Raw genomic sequence first — 24718 nt, forward strand, 5'->3', positions numbered from 1 at the left:
GATCGTCGGATGAGGTCAGACCCCAACCGACGACCGTGCCGGGGTGCGCAGTCCTGCGATGTCGGTTGGGGTCCGACCTCATCCGACGTGCGTTCCGTCGGTTGGGGTCTGACCTCATCCGACGGGTTGGGTACGGTCCGGGGATGGATCCGTTGGTGTACGAGACCAAGACGGTGAACGGGGTCGAGCTCGAAGTCGCCGTCGCCAACCCGGGCGGGGAACGTGGGCTGGCGTTGCTGGTGCACGGGTTCCCGGAGTCGGCGTTCTCGTGGCGATTCCAGATCCCGATGCTCGCCGAGATGGGGTACGAGGTGTGGGCGCCGAACACCCGCGGCTACCGCAACTCCGACAAGCCGCCCAAGGTGTCCGACTATTCGATCGATCATCTGCTCGACGATCTCGGTGCACTGATCGACCTGTCGGGCCACGAACGGGTCACGCTCATGGCGCACGACTGGGGCGCCATCCAGGCGTGGATGTTCGCCATCCGCAAGGTGCGTCCGCTCGAACGGCTCGTCATCATGAACGTGCCGCATCCCACCTGTGGCCAGCGCGAACTGCGCCGGTTCAGGCAGCTCCGCAAGTCGTGGTACATCTTCTTCTTCCAGATCCCGAAGCTGCCCGAGTGGATGCTCCTCCGCAACGACGCACGACCGATCGCCGAGGTGTTCACCAGTTCGACGCGGGACCCGAACCGGTTCCCGCCGGAGATCACCGACGAGTTCCGTCGCGCCGCGCAGCGGCCCGGCGCGATGACGGCGATGGTGAACTACTACCGGGCGCTCGTCCGCGGCGCCCGCACGGCACGCAAGGAGGTGCTCGCCTCCGTCGACACACCGACGCTGATGATTTGGGGCGAAGAAGACGGCGCCCTCTCGAAGGAGACGACCGACGGCACCGACGAATACGTGCGGAACCTCACCCTGCGGTTCCTGCCGGGGGTCTCGCACTGGGTCCAGCAGGAAGCGCCCGAAGAGGTCAACGCCATGCTCGCCGCCTGGCTGAACGACGAACCGGTCCCCGAAGCGGACCAGATCCGCTCGTCCCGCCTCCCCGACCCGGCCCTGCACTGACGCACCATGGCCGAGCGCCCGCTGGCATCGACCAAGGCCCGGATCTCTGGCTGGATCTGCCTGGGCGCTGCCGTCCTCATGGCGGGGCTGGAGCTCGCGTCCCGGCTTCGGGAGACCGACCGTCCCGCCAACCTGTTCATCCCGGCCGCGGTGTTCGTGGTCGTGGGCCTGCTGTGCCTGTGGCTCGACCGGGTGTTCATGCGTGCGTACGCAACACCCCGGCGCCGCGGTCGCTGACCGTCCCCGTTCGTCGTCAGTGGGCGCCGTATTGGTACTGGACGGCGGCTCGGTTGACGACGTGGCCCTTGATGAGCTCCTCGATGACGAGGACGTGCTTCGGGTGGTCTCGGTAGGCGATGAAGCCGTGAACGTTGTCGAAGTCGGCCACCACGACGTAGTCGTAGTTGCCCTCGGAGATGTTCACGTCGCGGCCGTGCACGTAGCTGCGGATCTCCTCGATCTCGGGCGGCAGCGCACTCAACGCGTCACGCAGCCGCTCGATGTGCTCGTCGTCGACGTGCTCGTCGAACTCGAACATGACGACGTGGCGGAATGGCATGCGGGCGACCTCCGGGGCGCTGGCCCGATCAGTGGTACTGATCGAGGATGGTGTTCTCGGCGACGCGCTGGAGGGTATCGCGCACCGTGCCGGCGATCGCTGCGTCGACACCGTCGACGTCCATCAGGTCGTCGACCGTCGCACGCTGCAACCGGGCCAGATCGCCGAAGTCGTTCACGATGCGAGCGGCGACGTCGGCCGGGAGGGTGCTCACCCGGCGCAGCAGGCGCAGGCCGCGCGGCGAGATGTCGTCGTCGAGATCGACGTCGCCGAGGTGCATGCTCGTCAACGCCATGCGGGCGTCGAGCACGTCGTCGTCGCGCAGGCGGGCCATCTCGCCGAGCGTGTCGTCGACGTGGCGGGCAGGCGGCAGATAGTCGGCGATGACCAGATCGAGTTCGTCGTCGATGTCGCTGTAGATCTCGTCGAGCTGGAGCCGGAGGAGACGGGCGTCGACACCGAGCTCGACGATCATCGTCTCGATCTCGTCGGCGATGCGGTGCACCATCTCACCTCGCTGCACGACGCTCACCATGTCGCGAACCGTCACCACGTCTTCGATCTCGAGCGACGTCAACTTCGCGATCGCGTCGTCGAGGCGGACCTTGTAGCGCTCGAGCGTCTGCAGGGCCTGGTTCGCCCGGTCGAGCAGCGGCCCGATCTCTTGCAGCTGACGCTTCGTGCCGCCGGCGTACACGTTGATGACGCCCATCTCCTCCGACGCGGAGATGACGGGCACGTCGAGCGAACGGGCGACTCGTTCGGCGGTGCGGTGACGGGTGCCGGTCTCGCTGGTGGGCACCGTCGGGTCGGGCACCAGGTGGACGTTGGCGCGTGCGATACGGCCGCCGTCTTCGGTGATGATGATCGCGCCGTCCATCTTCGCCAGCTCGCTGAGACGCTGCGGGCTGAACGGCGAGTCGACCAGGAAGCCGCCCGAACAGATGGCGAGCACTTCGGGATCGTCGGACAACACGAGCAGCGCTCCCGCCTTCGAGCGGACGATGCGATCGATGCCGTCACGGAGTGGCTGCCCCGGTGCGACACGAGACAGCGCGTTCCGCATCGTCTCGTTCGCTCCGCTGTAGCGCGTCACCACCATGGGCCGATTCTATGTGACGGTCGCATGACGCCGCCTCCCCAATCTGAACTGTCGATGACCGATCGGTGATCAGGTGAGGCCGGCGGCGGCGAGGGCTTCGGGCAGGGTGGCGGCGCGGAGCAGGTGGAGGTGGGCGTCGTCGGGGTCGGGAGCCGACCGGGGACCGATCACGCGCCGGAACCCGAGCCGGGCCGCCTCGGCCAGGCGGCGTGGCGTGTGGGCCACCTGGCGGATCTCGCCGCCGAGGCCGACCTCGCCGAACACCGCCATGTCGGCCGGGAGCGGCCGGTCGTTCATGGCGCTCACGATCGCCAGGCACGCCGCCAGGTCGAGCCCCGGCTCGGCGAGGCGCACACCACCGACGGTGGAGGCGTACACGTCGGTCTGGCTCGTCGGGATGCGGGCCCGCTGCTGCAACACCGCCAGGAGTAGGGCCAACCGGTTCGAGTCGATGCCCTGGGTGGTGCGGCGCGCCGGCACGTTGGGCGGCGCCGGCGTGGTGAGCGCCTGTACCTCGACCAGCAGCGGACGCTGGCCGTCGATCGTCGGTGCGACCGCCGACCCCGGGATGCCGGTGCGGCGGTCGCCGAGGAACAGCTCGCTCGGGTCGGGCACCCCTTCGAGACCGTGGCCGACCATCTCGAACAGGCCGAGTTCGTTGGTGGGGCCGAACCGGTGCTTGGTGGCACGCAGGAGACGGAGCGCGTGATGGCGTTCGCCCTCGAACGACAACACGGTGTCGACCAGGTGCTCGAGCACCCGCGGTCCGGCCAGCGACCCTTCTTTGGTGACGTGGCCGACGAGCACGACCGGCACGCCGCGCTGCTTGGCCCGGTTCACCAGCTGTTGAGCGCATCCGCGCACCTGCACCACCGACCCGGGCGGCGAGCCGAGCGCCGGGTCGTGCACCGTCTGCACGGAGTCGATCACGACGATGTCGGGCTTGGTGTCGTCGATGCTGGCCAGGATGTGGGGGAGTGCCGTCTCGGCGAGCAGCCACAGGTCGGGCCGCACCGCGTCGAGTCGTTCGGCGCGCAGCCGCACCTGTTGGGCGCTCTCCTCGGCGGTGACGTAGAGGGCGGTGCCGCCGAACGCCGCCAGCAGCTGCAGCAACAGGGTGCTCTTGCCGATGCCCGGCTCGCCGCCGAGCAGGGTGACCGACCCGGCCACCAGCCCACCGCCCAGCACCCGATCGAGCTCACCGATGCAGGTGGCGCGCGGCCGACTCGTGAGCGGATCGACGTCGCCGATGCGCGAGGCCGGTCCGGCGGCGGGGATCGTGGGCGCCGACGCGACGGCGACCTCTTCGACCAACGTGTTCCACTGCCCGCACGACGAGCACTGCCCCGCCCACTTGGTGTGCGTCGCACCGCAGTCGCCGCAGACGTGTTCGATCCTGCTCTTGGCCATGCCCGCCATCATGACGAGGGGGTGTCACACGGTTGCGGATACCGCGCGACCCCTGGTCAGCCGGGGCCGTCCGCGACGACCCGCTCGACGAGGGCGACGTCGGGCGGTGAGGCGAACTCGTGCATGCACCAAGTGACGGGGGAGTCGGCCCACTGGGCGCCGTCGGAGCCGGGATCGACCGGGCACACGAAGTCGAACCCGTCGAGGCTGCCGCGATGCTCCCGCACGATCGCCGCCGCCTCGTCGACACCGTCGCGGTCGAGGCCGATCAGGTCGAGCCCCTGCCCGAACCGAGCGGCACGCCGAACCGGCTTGCCCGTGCCCCGCGCCGCGAACCAGATCGGCGGGTGGGGCTGCTGGAACGGTGTCGGCAGGAACCGCACTTCACCGTGGGCGAACGGCTCCTCCTCGCGAGAGAAGTACTCGCCGCTCCACGCGCCGAGGAGGAACTCGACACCGGCGTCGAGACGACGTCCCATCTCGCGGGGCTCGTCGACCTCGCCGAACGCCGAGAGTTCGCCGCCACGGTCGACGCCGAGTCCGAGGCCGACGATCAGCCGACCGCCGCTCAGCCGGTCGAGCGACACGGTCTCACGGGCGAACACCTGCGGTCGCCGACGCGTGATCGGCGTGACCATCGCACCGAACCGGACCCTCGACGTCGCCTGGGCGATCGCGGCCAGGCTGACGGTCGGACTGCCGATCACCTCGGTCTCGTCCGCCGGGCGCATGACGTGGTCCCACACGAACACCCCGTCCCAACCCGCTTGTTCGGCGCGCACCGCGAGGTCGGCGACCACCACCGGGTCGCTCAGCTCGCCGAACGGTGGGAGGGAGATGCCGTGCTTCACCCCCACGACGGTAGCGAGGGCCGTACCGATCTGGCGCTGGACGAGTCGTGCGCCTGGATCAGGGGTGGTGGCCGAGGCCGGCGTCGCGGGCTCGGGCGATGGCGGCGCCGCGGTCGGCGACGCCGAGCTTGTTGAGGACGTTCGACAGGTTGTTCCGCACGGTCTTGTCGCTCAGCCCGAGACGCCGGGCGATCGTCAGGTTGTCGAGCCCCTGCGCCACCAGTTCGAGCACGTCGCGCTCTCGGTCGGTCAGCTGCGGGAACACCCGGGCGCGGGCCCGGGTCCCCGCCAGGTGCGGCAGCGCACGGGCCGCCACGCCCGGCGACAGCAACAACTCGCCGGCGGCGACCGCCCGCACCGCCCGCTCGATCTCGGTCGGTCCGGCCCCCTTCAACACGTATCCGCGAGCGCCGGCCCGAAGCGCAGCGAGCACGTTGTCGTCATCGTCGAGCATGGTCACGACCAGGACCCCGACCTCGGGACAGCGGGCCACGATCTCGCGCGTCGCGACGACGCCCGACTCCTCGCCCAGGTTGAGATCCATCAGGACGACATCGGGCCGGAGCTCGACGACGGTGTCGATCGAACCGCGCAGATCGTCGGCCTCGCCCACGACCTCGAACCCGTCGAGCGAGGCGAGCAGCGCGACCATGCCCATCCGGAACACCGGATGGTCGTCCACGACCACGAGCCGGAGCACGCCGTCACCCACCGCCTCGCTCACGTCGTCACCCGCCCTGACCGGAGCGGCACGGCGACCCGCACGACCGATCCGCCGCCGAGCGGATGGTCGATGGCCAGCGATCCGCCGAGCGACGACGCCCGTTCGCGCATCGACTGCAGCCCGACACCGCTGACGGTGGTGTCGTCGAACCCGACGCCGTCGTCGCGTACTTCGGCGACGATCGTCGAGCCGTCGGACCGAACCGTGATCGTGCACCGGGACGCGTCGGCGTGGCGCACCACGTTGCGCACGGCCTCGGCGATCAGCCCGTAGAGGGTGGTGGCCATCGCGGTCGGCACGTCGAGCTGCTGGTCGGTGTCGACGACGAAGCTGACCCCGCTCGCACGATGACGCGCCGCCAGCTCCTGCAGTGCGGCGACCAACCCGAGTTCGATCAGCACCGGCGGGACGAGGTCGCGCGCGAGGGTTCGGACGTCCTCGACCCGGGCGTCGATCTCGTTGCCCAGCCGATCGAGCAGCTCGAGCGCCCGGTCCGGATCGGTGCGGATCAGGTTCCGCACGGCGCTCAGCCCGTAGCCGATGCCGGCGAGTGCCGGACCGAACCCGTCGTGCAGCTCACGTCGGATCGCCCGCCGTTCCTCGTCACGCGCGGTCATCAGCCGGGAGCGCGACTCGGCGAGCTCTCCGACCTTCACGGCCAACAGTGCGGCGACGGCGAGTGTCGGCAGGAGCGAGTCGAGCGCTCGACGGGTCCGCTGGTCGAGGCGCTCGCCCGGACGCGGGCTGACGGTCAACGCGCCCACCAACTCGTCGTCGACCAATAACGGCAAGGCGACGTCGTCGGGATCACCGACCGTGCCGACGGTGAGGGTGCCCGGGTGGCCGTCCGCCGTCACGTCGATCGCCGCGCCCGCCAGTCGCAACGATTCGACCACGCCCTCGAGCAGGCTCGACAACAGCAGCTCCGGGTCGCGCGGCGACGTCAGGCGGCCACCGATCCGAGCGACCGCGTTGAGCGGTTCGTGCGCGTCGCCGTGGACGAGGCGGTCGACACGCCGCTGCACCCACCGGCGCACCGGTTCGACCGCGGCGGCGACCAGCGCAGCGGCGACGACCCGTCCGACCCCCGCCGTCAGGTCGGGCAGCAGCAACCCGATCGCCGCGACGGTGGCGACGTAGGCGAACAACAAGGTGGCGGTGAGCAGCGACCAGCCGACGGCCCGGCTGACGGCGATGCGGACACCCCACAGGCGCTGCCCGAGCACGGCCACCAGCAGCGCGGCCGGGAAGAACAGTTGCGACACGAGGTGCAGCAACGGCGTCGTCCACACCGGGAGCGGCTCGATCCACGCCGCAGGCAAGGCGAGCGGGAGGAACGCCAACGTCATCAGCGCCCCACCCACGGCGAGCCACCCGAGACCCCGCCGCTCGTCGAGCCCGTCGAGCCGACGCCAACGCCGGGCGACGTCCGCCGCCGCGGCCAGGCCGACGACCACGATCGCGATCATGAAGCCGCGTTCGATCCAGTCGAGCTGATCGACCCACCACTCGCTCTCGACCGCGAGCGGCATCACCGACGGGCCGTCGGGCCACGGATACGGGTCGGTCCACCGCTCGAGCACGAAGCCGACCGTCACCGCCGTGCCGGCTGCGATCCCGATCTTCCCGACGACGTCGAGTGGTCGGCGACGGACGAGCCATGGCGCGACCAGGATCATGCCCAGCGTGCCGGGGATCCACGCCCAGCTCTGCGCCGACGAGAACAGAGCGAGCGTCGGCAGGTCGGGATGGTCGGGCTGGAACTGTGTCCACTGGGACGATGCCGCGGCCACCGCCCCGCCGAGCGCGGTGACCACGACGATCCACACGACCGGGCGATCGACCCGGGTCAGCAGCACCCAGCCCACGGCTCCGTAGACGATCGCGTCGGCCAGGTCGACGAGGAAGTACCACTGGCCGACGTGCCACGGCGGCTGCACCGCCGCGTACAGCCCGATCGCCAGCGCCGCGATCAGGTAGGTGGCGACCAACAACACGGTGGCGACGACCGGATGACCGTCGTGCTCGACCGGGGCGGGCTCGCGCCGGGGCTCAGCGGCGCGGGTCATGTTCGACCAACGACGGCGGCTGACGGTTCGTGGCACGGGATCGTACTCTCGGCGGGGAGGGGTGAACAGCCGGTTCCGGAGCCCGGTCAGGCCTCGACCGTGAGGGTCGTGACCATGCCGTGATGGGCGTGGGTGTCGGTCGGCGGCGCGTCGCCGTCGGGCTGTTCACCGTTCTCGGCGACCGGCAGGGTGCAGATCACGAGGTACGAGCCCGGCTCGAGATCGACCAGCGTCGTCGCGGCGGCGCCCGGCTGCTCGACGAAGACCAGCCCGACCGGCCGGGCCTGCTGCATCAGCTGCTCCATCGGCAGGTCGCGGAGCTCGTCGGCGGCCTGACCGTCGGCGCCCGTCAGGATGACCAGCTCGTGGGGTTGACCCGAAGCGGTGTCGTTCGCCAACCGCACGGCGACACGTCCCGACGAGATCGAGGACGGGAGTCCGTCGAAGGCGTAGTCGATCCCGGACACGTCGAGTGCGACGACCGAATCACAGTCGTCGAACACGGCGGCGCCGACGCGCTCGTTGGCGGCGGCGAACTCGGGAGTCGACATCGCACTCGGGTCGTCACTGTTGAACGCGGCGACGACGACGCCGACGTCCTCCTCGAGCGAGTCGGGCGCAGCCTCGCCGAACGCCGTGGCAGCGGCGCCGAGCGCACTCGGATCGCCGAAGAAGCCGGCCTGGAGCTCGGCGTATCGATCGCACGCCGCGGTCGACATCGACTCGGCGTCGTCGCCGCATGCGGTGGCGACGGCGGCGAGCAACAGGGCACCGCCGACGAGACGGGCGCTGGAACGGGTGGGGGACATGCTGATTCCTTTCGTCGACCGGACCGTCCGGCTCGACTGCTCCACGATCCGACGCCCGGCGTCCCCCGGCCCAGTGGACCGTGTCCCGGTCGACCGGGAGATCCGGCCGGGACAATCGAGCGCTCGATGGTCGCGGTGCCGGCCCGCAGCGCCGGGCGTGGACCGGGGTGGGAGCGACCCGGTCGACCACGTCGACCCGGGACACCGCTCCGCAGCGACGGAAGCGGGCGGAACCGACCGGCCGTCGGCGGCGTCCGAACGGCCCGACTCACCGGAACGTCCGGCGAGCGCCACGGGCACTGCCCACCCACGAGAGGAACCACCCATGACCCGAATCATCAGCGCCATCGCCGCCGGACTCCTGTTCATCGGCACGGCCGGATGCGGCACCGACGACGACGCCGACCGCGACCCGGTCGTCGACACGACCGACGCACCGTCCGACGTACCGACCGACGCCGTCGACCCGGCCGGAGCGGCCTGCCCGGTCGGCGACGCCGACTGCTACGAGACCGGCGCCGAAACGCCAGCCGATCCGCCAGCCGATCCGGCCGGCGACGCGACGGGCGCCATTGCGCTCCTGGCGTGACCGACTGCGTCGACACCGCGGCGCCCTGACCGGCACGGGTCCCGGGCGCATCTCCCAGCCGACCGGGACCCGCGCCTCTCGCCATCGGGACGGCGGGCGTCGTTCGATGACGTCGTCCCGACAGCGAGACGAACGCACTCACACCGAGTGCTCACCACCAAACAACCAATCAGACCCACGAAGGAACCACCATGTCCACCACCATCGACCCCACCCACCTGACCATCCCGTCCCCCACCGAGTCGACGACGCCGACCCGACCCGGCTGGGCGATCGCCGGCTGGGTCGCCGGCCTCCTCACCATCCCCGTGTTCGTCGTCATCACCGGCGGGCTCATGACGTCCACCGACGACCTCATCGACAACCAGCGAGTCCTCGACCAACTCGACGGCAAGGCCGGCTGGGCCTGGGCGTTCCAGACCGGATCGGTCGCCATAGCGCTCCTCGTCGCCGTGTTCGGCCTCGGGTTGCGTCGACGCCTCGGCGGTCACGTCACCGCCGGCAGCCTGCTCCCCGATCTCGCCGGCGCCGGCATGCTCCTGGTGTCGGCGCTGCTCCTGGTCGGCGGTGGCATCTCGACCGAGCTGTTCCACTCGCTGCTGCACGCCGACGAGATCGACGCCGACACCGTCGGGGCCCAGCTCGCCATCTTCAACACGATGGCGTGGGTCTGGGCGGGCGCGGCGCTCACCACGGGTGCCACGGCCGTCGCAGGGCTCCGTCACGGCGCCGTCGGTCGGAAGCTCGCGATCTTCTCGGCCGTCATGACCGGCCTGATCGTCTTCACCCAGCTGGTGCCGTTCCAGTACATGGCGGTGCTGCCCGGGATGCTGTTCCTGATCGTCGCGGGCATCGCTCTCCAGCGCGACGCCACCAACTGACCGGCCTGCAGGCATCCGGGTCGGGTGACCTTCGGAAACGGCGACGCCGTCGCCGTTCCCTCCGGCACCCGACCCGGCGCAGCGCGGCGCCAAGGGTGACACCCCCTCGGTAGGGTGCGACGCATGGCAACTCCGTTTCCTCCGTTCGATGGTTCCGCGCCCAAGCAGCAGAAGTTCTCCGAGCCGCCCGAGATGGGCATCGACCCCAGCAAGCGCTACACCGCGAACATGTCGACCTCGATGGGTGAGATCGTGATCGCCCTCGATCCGATCAAGGCGCCGAAGACGGTCAACAACTTCGTCTTCCTCGCGCTCAACCACTACTTCGACGGCATCATCTTCCACCGCATCATCAACGGCTTCGTGTGCCAGGGTGGCGACCCCACCGGCACCGGCCGCGGCGGCCCGGGCTACCGCTTCGAAGACGAGCTGCCCAAGCCCGGTCAGTACGAGATCGGCTCGGTCGCCATGGCCAACGCCGGCCCCGACACCAACGGCAGCCAGTTCTTCCTGATCTCGGGCCCGAGCGGCGCCGGCCTCCCGCCGCTGTACAGCCTGTTCGGCAAGATCGTGAAGGGCCTCGACGTGCTCGAGCAGATGCAGTCGGTCAAGACCGGCGGCGGCGACAAGCCCGTCGACGACGTCATCATCAACTCCGTCACCATCACCCAACACGACGACTGACACCAACCCTGCGAATGCGTGAACAAACTGCGGAATAATTCCGCAGTTTGTTCACGCATTGGCCGAGCGGGGGCTGGGGGAGAAGGGGGAGCGAGATGGGGCGTGAGCGGTTGTCGGCGTCGCAGGCGCGGCGGGTGGCGCTGGGGGCGCAAGGGTTCGCCGAGCGGCGACCGGCCGGGCGCGTCGATCGGCGACACCTCCGCAAGGTGCTCGACCGGGTCGGCCTGATCCAGATCGACTCCGTCAACGTCCTGTGCCGCAGCCAGGAGATCCCCCTGTTCGCCCGGCTCGGCCCGCACCCGCGCACCCTCATCGACGACGCCACCGCCGACGGTGAGCTGTTCGAGTACTGGGTCCACGAGGCGAGCCACGTCCCGACCGCACACCACCACCTGTACCGCTGGTCGATGCAACACCCCCGGCGATGGGGTGGCTTCAAACGGTTCGTCACCGAGCGCGCCGACTTCATCGAGCAGATCTACGACCAGGTCGTCGAACGCGGCCCACTGCTCGCCAGCGATCTCAGCACCCGCGTCGGCAAGAAGGAATCGTGGTGGGACTACGACGACGCCAAAGTGGCGCTCGAAGTCCTGTTCGATTTCGGCCGCGTCGCCGCCGTCCGCCGGCCCAACGACTTCGCCCGCGTGTACGACATCGCCGAACGGGTCATCCCCGCCGAGGTCCTCGCCACGCCCACCCCGACCGAGCACGACGCCCGCAAGGCGCTGGTCGAACTGGCCGCTTCGTACTACGGCGTGGCTGCCCTCAACGATCTCGCCGACTACCACCGGCAGCGCCAGAGCGACATCCGCGAGCTGGTCGCCGAACTCGTCGAGGAAGGCCGTCTCGTCCCCGTCGACGTCGAGGGCTGGAACCGCCCCGGCTTCCTGCACGCCGACGCACCGATCCCGCGGCGCATCCCGAACCGGGCCCTGCTCAGCCCGTTCGATCCCGTCGTCTGGTACCGAGACCGCGCCGAGCGCCTGTTCGGCTTCCACTATCGGATCGAGATCTACACCCCGGCGCCGAAGCGCAAGTTCGGCTACTACGTGCTGCCGTTCCTGCTCGGCGACGACCTGGTGGCACGCGTCGACCTGAAGGCCGACCGTCCGAACCGCACCCTGCTCGTGCAGAGCGCGTGGGGCGAGCCCGGCATCCCCGAGGTCGAGGTCGCCCACGAGCTGGCCGGAGAGCTGGCGTCGATGGCGGGCTGGTTGGGGCTCGAATCGGTCACCGTCGTCGGCGGTGGCGACCTGAGCCCGGCCCTCGCGACCGAGGTCGCGTCGACCCCGGTCGCCGCCCCGCTCTGACGCCGCCGGGGTCCACACCAACCCCCGGTCGCGTCACTACGCTCGGCCCGTGACCGATGACGCCGACGGCCCCGATGAACGGAGTCCTGACGGCGGCGTGTCGAGCGACGACACGTTCGAGCCCACGTACGGCATCACCGTCCCGCCCGCCAGCGACAGCAGCGTGCCCGGATGGGTCATCCGAGCGATCATCCTGTTCTGGCTCGGCTTCCTCGCCGTGGCGGTCGCCGGTCACCTGTGGAGCCAGCTGCAGGGGCTCACGCTGCTCCTGCTCATCTCGCTGTTCCTCGCTCTTGCGATCGAACCCGGCGTCAATCGCCTCGCCCGGCGCGGCTGGCGGCGCGGGAGTGCGACCGCCTCGATCATGCTCGGCTTCCTGCTGCTCACCGCCGTGTTCGTCGGCGCGATCGGCACCCTCGTCGGCACCCAGCTGGTCGACCTGCTCAACAACTCCGAGGACTACATCACCGACTCCGTCGACCGGGTGAACGACCTGTTCGGCACCGAACTCGACGCGCAGGAGATCGTCGACGAGTTCAACGACCCCGACGGCCGGGTGCAGCAGTTCATCGACGCCCAACAGGACAACGCGATCGAACTGTCGCTCCAGGCCCTCAACGGCCTGCTCGCGTTCTTCTCGATCCTGCTGTTCACGTATTACCTCGTCGCCGACGGCCCGCGCTTCCGGCGATCGATCTGCTCGCGTCTGCGCCCCGACCGGCAGCGGCAGGTGCTCGCAGCGTGGGAACTGGCGATCAACAAGACCGGCGGCTACCTCTACTCCCGGCTGCTGCTCGCCCTCCTGTCGGCGTTCTTCCACTGGATCGTGTTCCAGGCCGCGGCCATCCAGGCGCCGATCCCGTTGGCGCTGTGGGTCGGCCTGGTCAGCCAGTTCCTGCCGGTCGTCGGCACGTACATCGCCGGCGTGTTGCCGGTGTTGATCACGTTCCTCGACTCGCCGGTGAAGGCAGCGATCGTGCTGGGATTCATCATCGTGTACCAGCAGGTCGAGAACTACTTCTTCGCTCCCCGCATCACCGCCCGCACGATGGAGCTGCATCCGGCCGTCGCGTTCGGATCGGCGCTGGCCGGCTTCTCACTGCTCGGCGCCGCGGGGGCGGTGCTCGCGTTACCCGCGGCAGCGATGTTGCAGGCCATCATCGGGGGATGGGGCCAGCGTCACGAAGTGATCGAGAGTCAGCTGACCGAGATGCGATTACCCGGGCGACCACCGCGCACGGGTGATTCGACATGACCATCGCCGACGCCTTCGTCCCCGTTGCCATCACCGACCGTTCGGGTGTCGACGAGTCGTGCCACTTCGGCGCGGTCGTCGTGCTCGACCCCGACGGCGACGTCGCGTTCTGCGCGGGTGATCACGACGTCGAGATCTACCCGCGCTCGTCGATGAAGCCGGCCCAGGCCGACGCCATGCTCGGCGGTGGCTGGACCGGCACCCCCGAGCAGCTCGCTCTTGCGTGCGCCAGCCACGACGGTTCGCCGGTGCATCTCGAGGTGGTGCGCAGCATCCTCGCCGACGCGGGGCTCGACGAGTCGGCGCTCGGCAACACGCCCGACTGGCCGCTCGAACAGAGTGCCGCCGAGGCGGTCATCGCCGCCGGCGCGCATCGAACGGCGCTGTTCATGAACTGCTCGGGCAAGCACGCCACGATGGTGGCGACGTGCCTCATCAACGACTGGCCGACCGAGGGCTATCTGCACCCCGACCATCCACTCCAGCTGCTGATCACTTCACGCGTCGAGCAACTGATGGGAACGGTCGCCCACATCGGCATCGACGGGTGCGGTGCCCCGGCCCACGTCGTGTCGCTCTCCGGTCTCGCCCGCTCGTTCGCCACCCTCGCCCACGACCGCGGCGAGGTGTGGGACGCCATGCACCGCTTCCCCGAACTCGTCGGTGGCCCCGACCGGGCGTCGGCCCGTCTCGTCGCCCAGCTGCCCGACGCCATGGCCAAGGAGGGTGCCGAGGGTGTCTTTGCCGCGGGTCTGCCCGACGGCACCGCGGTCGCGGTCAAGATCGCCGACGGTGCCGCACGCGCCGCCGGCGTCGTCGCGGCTTCGGCGCTCGCGGCTGTCGGCCACGACGTCGATGCCGTTGCGATCGGCGATCCGATCAAGGGGCACGGACGGTCGGTCGGCCAGCTCCGTCCACTCGTCGGCGGAGGCTGACCGTGGCGGCCCCCGAGTTCCGCTCGCTCGACGAGTTCGAGTACGGCACGGTCGATCAGGTCACGCCGCTCGTCCGACGCGTCATCGCGAACAACCCGTCGAAGTTCACCTACCACGGCACCGGCACCTACCTCGTCGGGCACGGCGACGTCGTCGTGATCGACCCAGGACCGTCGATCGACTCGCACCGGGACGCGCTGGCCGCAGCGCTGGAAGGGGAGCGGGTGCGTGCGATCCTCGTGACCCACTGCCACGCCGATCACTCACCGCTCGCCGCATGGATGCGCGACGAGTACGACGCGCCGACGTTCGCATTCGGGCCGCATCCCGAACCCGACCCGGCGATGGTGCCTCCGCCCGAACGCGATGAACACGACGACGGCACCGACGACGGCGCCGGCGGGGAACCGGTGGCGATCGAGGAGTCGACCGACTTCGACTTCACGCCCGATCATGCGGTCGTCGACGGCGACCTCGTCGTGTCCGGCGGCGGCGTCACGATGCGCGCCGTCCACACGCCGGGCCACACCTCGAACCACACCTGCTGGACACTCGACGAGGAGTCGACGTTGTTCAGCGGCGACCACGTGATGGGGTGGAGCACGACCGTCGTCTCACCGCCCGACGGCGACATGACCGCCTACATCGACTCGCTCCGCAAGGTCGCCGGTCGCGGCGACGCGGTGCTGTGGCCGACCCACGGCCCGCAGCGCGCCGACGCACGCACGTACGTGTCCGCACTCGTCGACCATCGACTCGCTCGCGAAGCTGCCGTGCTCGCGCAGATCCGTGCCGGCAAGACGACCGCCCGCGAGATCGTCGAGGTGCTCTACACCGATGTCAGACCCGAGCTCCACAAGCCGGCGCGTCACAGTGTGTGGGGCCACCTCACGAAGCTGGTCGACGACGGTCTCGTCGCGGTCGACGGTGGCGGACTCGCCGTCATCGACGCGCACTACCGAGCTGTCTGATCGCCGAACAGCACCCTCGACCTCTGCTCGAGGGTGAGGCGATGGCGCTGAACCGGGCCCGGACGGGGGCGGAGCGTGCCGTCTCGACCCTGGCGACCAACGCGAGATCGGGGCTGGCCGGGCCCGGCGACGCCTTAGCACGGAGAATCACCCGGACGGTGGATTTCTCTCAAGAACCTTGACGTTTCATCGACGTGCTGTGGTGCGTCGAACGCTACATGTGGTCAATTCGCTGTTTTCGGTGCCCCGCGTGCAATATCGCTTTGACACGGTCCCGATCCGAGCGGGACACTGGGAACAGATCGAGCGCCCCGCCGGTGCACGATCAGGCCACAGGGGGTGGCGTAGGGAACCACCCTCAGGCTCATCTGGCGGATAGAGGAGCAAGAAAAATGGAGCGGACGGATTCCGTCACGACCTGGTTGCGGGTCGTGATCTCAGCAGCACTGGTGATCACACTGGGCACTGCACTGACCTTTGCGGAGAATGCACCGGTTGCCGAAGCGACGAACGGGACGTTCTTCCCGACGACGTCGTTCCAGATCGACGGCAACCTCACACCGACCGGAACCCCGGCGCCCGACTCGGCGCCACCCGGGTCCGGTGACTGGACCGGTACCTACGGTCCCGGCGTCACCGTCGACGGCTACCCGACGACCGGCGTCTACTACAACAACCGCACGCCCGACCCGTGCAACGACTCCAACGACAACATCGCGTCGGGCGGTATCGAGGTCGGTGAGGGTCCGGTGTGGCCCGAAGTGACCGGTGAACCGAACAAGAAGACCGACCTCCTCGCCATCCGCCTCGGCGCCGAGGCCGTCGCCGTCCCCTCGGGCGGCGGTGGCTCGCAGATCAACAACATCCTCTACGTCGCGTTCGAAACCTGTAACCCCGGGGCCAGCGGCACCTTCAACCTCACCATCTTCATCGAGGGTGGTGACGGCCTGCCGCCCTACCTCGTCAACGGCACGGCGACCGGCTCGACCGACGACTACCTCGTCATCTTCGACTTCCAGGGCGGCAGCACCGGCGCCGGCCGCCTCTACGACTTCGGCGACGGCGAGTGGACGCTGAACTCGACGATCACCAACACGCAGTTCCAGCAGTTCCTCAACACCGACCGCACGGTCGGCGAGGTCGCCCTCAACCTCACGTCGGTCGGGATCCCGTCCGACGGCACCGGCGCACCCGGCAGCCCGAACGAGGACTCCGAGTGCCGCACCATCACCGTCTCCGGCCAGGCGGCGACCCCGACCGGCGGTTCGCTCAACTCGCAGGTGAAGGACATCCTCGACGTCGACCCCCTGCAGATCTCGAACTGCGGCAACATCGACATCACCAAGCTCGCCGCCGACGGCGACGCCACCTCGGCGACGCCGTTCCACTACGTCCTCGAGCAGATCGATGGAGCGGACGTCCACGATGCGATCCCGACGCTGACGTCGACGCCAGCAGGGCTCGGCGAGCCCGACGGCGATCTCAGTGAGATCGACGCCGACATCGACCTCGGCGAGACCCACCAGTGGATGAGCGTGCTCGCCCAGCCCGACTACACCCTCGACGAGGTGAGCCTGCCCGACGGGTGGGAGCTCCAGTCGATCGAGTGCTCGTACTTCGATCCCTTCAACCCCGGCCAGCCCACGCCCGCCGAGGGAGCGACCTGGCTCAACAACTCGACGGCGATCCTGTTCCCCGAGACCGACCCGACGTTCCTGATCCCGCCCGAGACGTTCGCCAACCGCGACGTGCTCCCGGCGAGCTGCACGATCGTCAACGATGCCCTGGGTATCACGATCCAGAAGGTCGGCACGCCCGACGACGGCACGACGTTCACCTTCGACATCGACAACGGTGTCGCCGCCGACCTGCCCGTCGTCATCAACGGCGACTCGGTCTTCCAGACCGTGCCCGACCCCGGCACCTACGTCATCACCGAAGACGACATCAACGCCCTCGACGGCGGTGACCTCGATCCCGACTGGACGCTCACCGACATCAGCTGCACCGATGGCGACGGCGCGACCTCGCCGGTCTACGACCTCGACGCTCGGACGGCGACGGTCGTCGTCGACGGGTCCGACGACGACATCGTCTGCACCTTCACCAACGAGCAGGCGTCGCGCATCGTCGTCGAGAAGGTCACCGATCCCGACACCGGCGACACGTTCGACTTCGACGTGGTCGGCCCCGACACCGTGGCCCTCGACGGCGTCGGCAATGGTGGTTCGGACAACACGGGCGACATCGCCCCCGGCGACTACACCATCACCGAAGACCTCACCGGCGTGAACATCCTCGCCGACCCCGACTGGGTCCTCACCTCGGTCGACTGCGGCTCGGGTGACGAGCCGATCATCGGCGGCAACTCCGTGTCGGTCGGCGTCGCAGCCGGCGAGGTGGTCACCTGCACCTTCAACAACCAGCAGCAGGGTTCGATCTCGATCGACAAGCAGGTCGTCGACCCCGGCACGACCGACATCGCCACCGACCAGGACGCCACCTTCAGCTTCGAAGGCGCCGTCACCGGTGACATCACCACGACGGCCGGCGTCACCGACAACGGCGACGCCCTCACCTCGAACCCGGTGATGCCGGGCTCCTACACCGTCACCGAAAACACCGCGGCGACGCCGGGCTACACGCTCGAGTCGGTCGACTGCACCGACCCGACCGGCGACTCGGTCCAGAACGGCGACGGCGCCGACATCGAGCTCGGCTCGGGCGAGGCCGTCAGCTGTACCTTCACGAACAGCCGCAACCAGGCGACGTTCACGCTCCAGAAGCAGTGGGGCGACGGCACCCTCGACGGCGAGGTCGTCGACCTCGACGCCTCCGCTGCCGGCCCGGCTCCGATCGCTGCGGCGATCGACACGACCGCCACGTCGCCCGCCGGAGCTGCCGGCACCAACACGATGACGGTCTACTCCGGACAGACGATCACCCTGTCCGAGACCTTCCAGGTCGCCGCGAACGGCGACGCGTACACGACCACGCTGAGCTGTGGCACCCTGCCCGCCGGCATGGTCCTCACCCCGGCCGTCGGCAACCGCAGCGCCACGCTGACGGTCGGCAACGACCCGGGTGACGTCACCTGCACCTTCGTCAACACGCCGAAGACCGCAGGGGTCGTGCTCCAGAAGATCTGGGACGACAACAGCAACGTCGGCGACAGCGTGCTCCTCGCCGCCAGCAACGGGTCGGGCGACGGTCCCGACAACGCCGCGTCCGTCGCCGCGGATGAGCCCGAGTTCCTCGGCCCCGACAACACCGACGACAACTCGGCGTTCGTGCCGGTCGTGGCTGGCCAGACGGTGACGATGCTCGAGGCCTTCCAGCCGCTCGAAGCCGGAGACAACTACACGACCACCTTCGACTGCGTGGGCGAGACGGGCACCATCACACCGACCGACGCCGAACCGTACGGCTACACCCTCGACATCACGCCGGACGACGTCGCAGCGGGCACGCAGATCGTCTGCTCGTTCACGAACACCCGCATCGAGGTCGACCTCGTGCTCGAGAAGGACTGGGTCGACGCGAAGATCGACGACGCCGTCACGCTGTCGGCCACCGGCAGCGATACGACGCCGATCGAGTACGCCTCGACCGCCGACACGGCGACCGAGACCGACACGTCCGGCACCTTCACCGTCTACGCCGGTGAAACCCTGACCCTGGCCGAGACCTGGGACACCGGTGATCCGGCCGCCTACGACACCGAACTGGTGTGTGTCGGTGCCACCGACACCGACCCGTCGGACGGTCTCGACATCGATCCCGACGACACCTCGATCACCTGCACCTGGGAGAACACCCGCCGCAGCGTCGAGGTCCAGGTCGCCAAGGACGTCCGCCCCGACGGCGACGACGGCACGTTCAGCGTGACCCTCAACGACGTCGAGGTCCTGACCGATGTCGGCGACGGCGACGACGTCGACCCCGACGCCGCCGCCGACGAGACCAGCACCCCGGTGACGATCCTCGTCGGCGACCCCGTCGCTCTCGAGGAGACCGCCACCGGCCCGGCCGGGCTCGAGAACTACACGAGCACGCTCGCTTGCGACAACGGCATCACGCCCGCCGACAACGACGGCGTGAGTGGCGACTTCGTCGTCCCGTCGACGCTCGACAGCGACTCGCTCATCACGTGCACCTTCGTCAACACCCGCAAGGAAGCACCGATCACGCTCACCAAGAGCTGGGGAACCAGCCCCGTCGACGATGACGTCGCCCTCCTCGACATCACCGGCGGCCTCGGCACCGTCACGCCCGGCGTCCACTCCAACGACGGTGGGCTCGACGCCGACCAGGACGCGACGAGCACGGCCTACGCCGGCGAGACGCTCACCCTCGAGGAATTGCTCGGCGCCGAGTACGACGCCTCGTGGTACGACATCACGCTCGAGTGCAACGACACGGTCGGTCAGTTCGTGATCGGCGGTTTCGCCACGGTCGGCCAGGAGACGACCGGTTCGATCACGGTTCCGTCCGATCCCACGGCCATCACCTGCGAGTTCACCAACCAGCGCAAGTCGGCCGCCCTCGTCGTCGACAAGTCGTGGGTGAACGGCAAGGCCGGCGACGTCGCCGGTATCACCATCGCCGGCATCGACCCGGCCAGCCCGGGCACCGGTGACTCCACTGCCATCGACGGCAACTTCAACGACCCCAACGTGGCGCAGCTGCCGGTCTGGGTCGGCGAGGTCGTGGACGTCAGTGAGATCATCACCCTCACCGACCCGCAGGACGCGCCCCGCTACGACACGACCCTCGTCTGTGACGACGAGACCTCGGTCGACGGCCGCAGCGGCACCGTGACCGTCGACGCCGACGAAGCCGGCACGACGATCACCTGTGACTTCACCAACACCCGCCGCGGTGTCAACCTGACGCTCGGCAAGGACTGGGCTGACAGCCCGGACAACGGTGACGCCGTCGATCTGTCGATCAGCGGCGGTCTCATCGAGGCGACGGTCACCGCACCCGAGGCGACCAACAGCAACGACGGCGACGACGCCAACGACGCCGACGCCGTCGCTCGTGGTCTCGTCGGCGAGACGCTCACGCTCGCCGAGGTGTTCATCGGTGGCGACGCCGCCAACTACGACACCGACTTCGAGTGCCTCGACGGCCAGGGAGCGTTGCTCGACACCCAGGTGACCTACGTCGACGGTGCGCTGACCGCCACCCTCGACATCACCGCCGACCTGGTCGGCCCGGTCAGCTGCGAGTACACCAACACCCGCAAGCGCGCCGACTTCGAACTGCAGAAGACGTGGCTCGGCTCCGTCGAGGACGACGCGGTCGAACTGACCGTCGACTCCACCTCGAACGCCGCCCCCGTCGACGCCCTCGCCCCCGGCGGTGACGGCGACAGCACCGAGGTCGTGGCGACGACCGTCTACGCCGGTGAGACGCTGACCGTCAGCGAGATCATCGACCCCGACGGCACCAACGTGGGCGTCTACGACCCGACCGGCTTCACCTGCGTCGGCACGGGCAACGGCACCGTCGCTCCCGACGGCCTCTCGTCGGAACTGACCGTGACCGCTGCCGAGATCGACGCCGCCAACCTGGCCGACGCCACGATCTCGTGTGAGTTCGAGAACAGCGCCCAGCGCGGCAACATCGTCATCGTCAAGAGCATCGACGGCACCACCGACGGCGAGTTCGATTTCGCCGGCGACTGGTCGGCCGACGGGATCGTCACCGACCCCGCCGCCACCGACCCGACCGCCTTCTCGATCCTCACCGACGGCCTGAACGGCTCGGTCACGTTCACCGACGTGCTCGTGCCGAAGGACGGCGAGCCGTACAGCATCGTCGAAACCGACCCGACCCCCGAGTACGACGGCACCGAAGTCGTCTGCTCGTCGGCCGATGCGGACGACACCTCGACCGGGGGCGACACCACGCCGCTGACCGGATCGATCGACCTCGACAACGGTGAGACCGTGACCTGCACGTTCACCAACACCGAGCGCTCGACGATCGTCGTCGTCAAGGACGCCCAGCCCGACTCGGCTGCCGACTTCGCCTTCACCGGCGACCTCGGAGCGTTCACGCTCGACGACGACGCCGACGGCACGCTGTCGAACACCTTCACGTCCGACCTCCTGAATGCCGAGGCCGGTTCGACCTACACGGTGAACGAGACACCGACGCCGGGCTGGACGCTCGACATCGCCGCCTCGTCCTGCACCAACGGCGACACCTTCGCCGGCGCAGGCGTCGTGATCGACCCCGATCCGGGCACCACCGTGACCTGCACCTTCGTCAACACGGCCAACCCGGCCGGTCTCACCGCCACCAAGGCCGTGAGCGGTGTCGAAGGCGCATGGGGTCCGTTCACCTTCACCCTCTCCGGCGGCACCTTCACCGGTGACGCCGCCCAGGACGTCGACTCGGCCGATCCGGTCGCTCAGTGGACGGAGCTGGTCGAGGGTCAGACCTACACCATCGTGGAGAACGAGGTCCCCGGTTACGAGACCGGCGCCGAGTTCGCCTGCACCCTGATCGACCCGAACGACCCGAACAACCCGGTCGACCTCGTCGACGGCAGCGCCGACGCGGGCTTCCAGTTCACGGCCGTCGCCGGAGGCGTGTTCTCCTGCGACATCACCAACGTGGCCATCCCCGCCGACGTCTCGGTCGCCAAGACCGTCTCCGGCGTGGCCGACACGCAGGCCTGGTCGTTCGACTTCTCGATCACGGCCGTGTCCGCCGGCGCCGCCGAGCCCACGCTCGACAGCGCCGACACCACGGTCTCCGACACCGGCTCCGTCACCTCGACCGACACGGTCGACTGGAGCGGGCTCACCCCGGGTGGCACCTACACCGTCGCCGAGACGGCGCCTGGTGTCGGCTACCTGGCCGGCGAGCTCGTCTGCACCGGCGTGGTCGACACCGACGACGCTCCGCAGAGCGTCACCTTCGTCGCCCCGCTCGGTGGCGACGGCGTCGAGATCAGCTGTGACATCACGAACACGGCGATCCCGTCGGAGGTGTCGGTGACGAAGACGGTCGACGGTGGCCTCGACGACGCCCAGGCATGGGCGTTCGAGTTCACCCTGTCGCCCGACGCCACACCGGCCGGCTCGCAGACGGCGAGCGGAACCGGCGACGGCAATGACACCGTCACCTGGACCGGTCTGGTCCCCGGTGAGACGTACACCGTCGCCGAGGTCCTGCCCGGCGACAACAGCACCACGTACGACAACGGCGTCCTCACCTGCTCGATCGGCGACAGCGTCGACGACCAGACCGTGAGCTTCGTCGCCCCGCTCGGCAACGACGGCGTCGAGGTGGCCTGCACGGTCACCAACACGGCGCAGTCCGACGTCTCGTACGACAAGGTCCTCACCGGTGATCCGGTGCGCAACGACGACGGCACCTGGTCGATCGGCTACACGCTGACCGTCGAGAACGCCGCCGACGCAGGCGCCGGCACCTACGACCTGTCTGACACCTTCCTGTTCGGTGAAGGCGTCTCGATCGTCGCCGACTCGGCGGCCGTCGCCAACACGACGCCGGGCACCATCACCACCAACGCCGCCTTCGACGGCGACACCGATCCGGTCATCGTGACCGGTGAGGCGATCGCTGCCGGGGCAACCCACACCTACGTCGTCACGGTCGACGTGACCATCGAGGTGGGTCCCGACACGGACGGCGACTGTGTGCGTGAGGACGACGGCGGCACCGGCTTCCTGAACGAGATGAGCATCGCCATCGACGGTGGAGAACCCCAGACGACCGACGCATGCGCCGGCTTCGCCACGCTCACCCTCGTCAAGGTGGTCGTGAACGACGACGGTGGCAACGCCACGGTCGCCGACTTCCCGCTCACCGCCGACGGTCCGGTCACCCTGACCGGCATCTCGGGCACCGACGCCGTCTCCTCGGCGGTTCCGGCCGGCAGCTACACCCTCTCCGAAGACCAGCTGGTCGAGGGCTATCTGCCGAGCCTGTTCCTCTGCGACGCCGGCACCGGCACCGGCACCGTGACACTCGCCGACGGTGACAACGCAACCTGCACGATCACCAACGACGACGAGCCGGTCGACCTGGAGATCACCAAGAACGACGACGGCGTGACCGTCATCGCCGGAGGTGCTCCGTTCGACTACACCATCACCGTCCAGAACGTCGGTACCCGCGACGCAGACCTCGGTGAGCCCGTCACCGTCGTCGACGAACTGCCGCTCCCGCTGCAGTGGGTCTCGTTCCCCGACGACTGCGTGCAGGCGGGTCAGACGCTGACCTGCGACATCGACCCGGCCCTCATGACCGTCGGTGCCGACCCCGTCGTCATCACCGCCACCGTGAGCGCCCCGGCCGACGCCGCATCGGGCACCTACGTCAACGAGGCGACGGTCACCACCGAGGACGACCCGGTCTGTGAGCCGATCGGCGACTGCGAGCCGCCGCCGTGCGAAGAGGCCGCCTCGAACAACAACATCGACTGCGAACCCACCCCGGTCGATCGCGAAGGTGCGATCCAGATCGTGAAGACCGACGATGTCGCCGCCGGCGACTCGGTCCTGCCCGGTGAGTCGTTCGAGTACACCCTCGAGGTGACCAACATCGGCACGTCGTCGATCCTGCCCGGCCTGGTCGTCACCGACGATCTGCCCGCCCAGCTCTCGCTGGTGTCGGTCAGCGGCGGTGCCGGCTGGACCTGCAACAACGCCGACCCGATCGAGTGCACCTACGCACCGTCGCTGGCCCCAGGTGCGTCGACGCCCGACATCACCGTCGTGGTGTCGGTCAACGCCGACGCCACGGGCACCGAGATCGACAACACTGCCGTCGTGCAGGGTGCCGTCGATCGCGAGTGCCCCGAGCCCACCAGCGGCGCCGACCTCTCCGAGGCGTTCGTCCCGGCCTGTAACCAGGTCACCGACGACGACGACGAGACGACGCCGATGACGGCACAGGCCGACCTGGCGATCGTGAAGACCGCCTCCGTCGCCACCGTCGGTGCCGGCGGCGAGTTCAACTGGGTCCTCGACGTCGAGAACCTCGGCCCGGCACCCGCCATCGACGTGGTCGTCGGCGACCTCGTCCCGACCGACGTCACGGTCACGGCCGTGAGCTCGTCGTTCTTCGACTGCAGCCGCAGCGGGAACGACGTCACCTGCACCCGGCCTCAGATGGCCGTCGGCGCCAGTGGCACGATCACCATCACGGTGTCCGTGCCGGCGAACGACGAGGGTGGCATCGTCGAGAACGTGGGCACGGTCGAGGCGTCGACGCCCGACCCGAACCTCGACAACAACAGCGACGATGCGTCCGTCGTGATCGTGGCGCAGATCCCGCCGACGAGCGTCGTCCCGACGCCGACCATCCCCGCAACGGGTAGCAACTCCACCGAGCCGGTCGTCAAGACTGCCATGGTGCTCCTGCTGCTCGGTGCGCTGGGCCTGGCGGCCGCCCGCCGTCGTCGCCCCGATGGGGTGACGACGACGATCTGATCCACCTGATCAGTTGA

17 protein-coding genes are annotated in these 24718 nt (G+C 69.2%); 10 read left to right on the top strand and 7 right to left on the bottom strand.

From position 1 onward, the window contains the following. The first annotated feature begins 143 nt into the window (after positions 1-143). Both BDK89_RS01245 and BDK89_RS01250 read left to right on the top strand, forming a co-directional pair. Positions 144-1073 carry an alpha/beta fold hydrolase gene (locus tag BDK89_RS01245; protein ID WP_133867226.1) on the top strand — a complete coding sequence of 310 codons (930 nt, stop codon included), beginning with the start codon at positions 144-146 and terminating at the stop codon, positions 1071-1073. A 6-nt stretch (positions 1074-1079) separates the two neighbouring features. Next, entirely contained in the window at positions 1080-1310 is a 231-nt protein-coding gene (locus tag BDK89_RS01250) for a hypothetical protein (protein ID WP_133867227.1), read from the top strand. A 16-nt stretch (positions 1311-1326) separates the two neighbouring features. On the opposite strand, the gene BDK89_RS01255 is transcribed toward BDK89_RS01250, so the two are convergent. The 7 genes from BDK89_RS01255 to BDK89_RS01285 form a co-directional block, all read right to left on the bottom strand. Then, the gene (locus BDK89_RS01255; RefSeq protein ID WP_133867228.1) at positions 1327-1632 is read right to left on the bottom strand and encodes a Dabb family protein; all 306 of its coding nucleotides are present in this window, start codon (positions 1630-1632) and stop codon (positions 1327-1329) included. A gap of 28 nt (positions 1633-1660) precedes the next feature. Further along, positions 1661-2734, bottom strand: coding sequence for a DNA integrity scanning diadenylate cyclase DisA (disA, locus tag BDK89_RS01260; protein ID WP_133867229.1), 1074 nt, complete (start codon positions 2732-2734; stop codon positions 1661-1663). A 69-nt stretch (positions 2735-2803) separates the two neighbouring features. Next, the gene (radA, locus tag BDK89_RS01265; RefSeq protein WP_243839066.1) at positions 2804-4144 is read right to left on the bottom strand and encodes a DNA repair protein RadA; all 1341 of its coding nucleotides are present in this window, start codon (positions 4142-4144) and stop codon (positions 2804-2806) included. 56 nt (positions 4145-4200) lie between these two features. Next, positions 4201-4995, bottom strand: a complete 795-nt coding sequence (locus BDK89_RS01270; RefSeq protein ID WP_166657298.1) for an LLM class flavin-dependent oxidoreductase — start codon at positions 4993-4995, stop codon at positions 4201-4203. Positions 4996-5053: 58 nt separating this feature from the next. Beyond that, entirely contained in the window at positions 5054-5719 is a 666-nt protein-coding gene (locus tag BDK89_RS01275; protein ID WP_208293916.1) for a response regulator, read from the bottom strand. Then, positions 5716-7788, bottom strand: coding sequence for an ATP-binding protein (locus tag BDK89_RS01280; protein WP_133867231.1), 2073 nt, complete (start codon positions 7786-7788; stop codon positions 5716-5718). Before BDK89_RS01280 ends, BDK89_RS01275 begins: the two co-directional genes overlap by 4 nt. 86 nt (positions 7789-7874) lie before the next feature. Next, entirely contained in the window at positions 7875-8597 is a 723-nt protein-coding gene (locus BDK89_RS01285; RefSeq protein WP_133867232.1) for a hypothetical protein, read from the bottom strand. 325 nt (positions 8598-8922) lie between these two features. On the opposite strand from BDK89_RS01285, the gene BDK89_RS01290 reads away from it, so the two are divergent. From BDK89_RS01290 to BDK89_RS01325, 8 genes are all read left to right on the top strand, one after another. After that, entirely contained in the window at positions 8923-9186 is a 264-nt protein-coding gene (locus BDK89_RS01290; RefSeq protein WP_133867233.1) for a hypothetical protein, read from the top strand. A 191-nt stretch (positions 9187-9377) separates the two neighbouring features. After that, positions 9378-10067: a hypothetical protein gene (locus tag BDK89_RS01295; protein WP_133867234.1), complete on the top strand. Its 690-nt coding sequence runs from the start codon at positions 9378-9380 to the stop codon at positions 10065-10067. Between the two features lie 123 nt (positions 10068-10190). Beyond that, complete coding sequence (locus BDK89_RS01300) at positions 10191-10751, top strand: peptidylprolyl isomerase (protein WP_243839067.1); 561 nt, start codon at positions 10191-10193, stop codon at positions 10749-10751. A 95-nt stretch (positions 10752-10846) separates the two neighbouring features. Beyond that, a complete protein-coding gene (locus BDK89_RS01305) occupies positions 10847-12061 on the top strand; it encodes a winged helix-turn-helix domain-containing protein (RefSeq protein WP_133867235.1) in 1215 nt (404 codons plus the stop codon). Between the two features lie 49 nt (positions 12062-12110). Continuing rightward, on the top strand, positions 12111-13316 hold the full coding sequence (locus BDK89_RS01310; protein WP_133867236.1) for an AI-2E family transporter: 1206 nt from the start codon (positions 12111-12113) through the stop codon (positions 13314-13316). After that, positions 13313-14251: an asparaginase gene (locus tag BDK89_RS01315; RefSeq protein WP_133867237.1), complete on the top strand. Its 939-nt coding sequence runs from the start codon at positions 13313-13315 to the stop codon at positions 14249-14251. Before BDK89_RS01310 ends, BDK89_RS01315 begins: the two co-directional genes overlap by 4 nt. A 2-nt stretch (positions 14252-14253) precedes the next feature. Beyond that, a complete protein-coding gene (locus tag BDK89_RS01320) occupies positions 14254-15222 on the top strand; it encodes an MBL fold metallo-hydrolase (RefSeq protein ID WP_166657299.1) in 969 nt (322 codons plus the stop codon). Positions 15223-15614: 392 nt separating this feature from the next. Beyond that, a complete protein-coding gene (locus BDK89_RS01325; RefSeq protein ID WP_133867238.1) occupies positions 15615-24701 on the top strand; it encodes a prealbumin-like fold domain-containing protein in 9087 nt (3028 codons plus the stop codon). The last annotated feature ends 17 nt before the right edge of the window (positions 24702-24718 follow it).

It is taken from the genome of Ilumatobacter fluminis (assembly GCF_004364865.1).
Classification (GTDB): domain Bacteria; phylum Actinomycetota; class Acidimicrobiia; order Acidimicrobiales; family Ilumatobacteraceae; genus Ilumatobacter; species Ilumatobacter fluminis.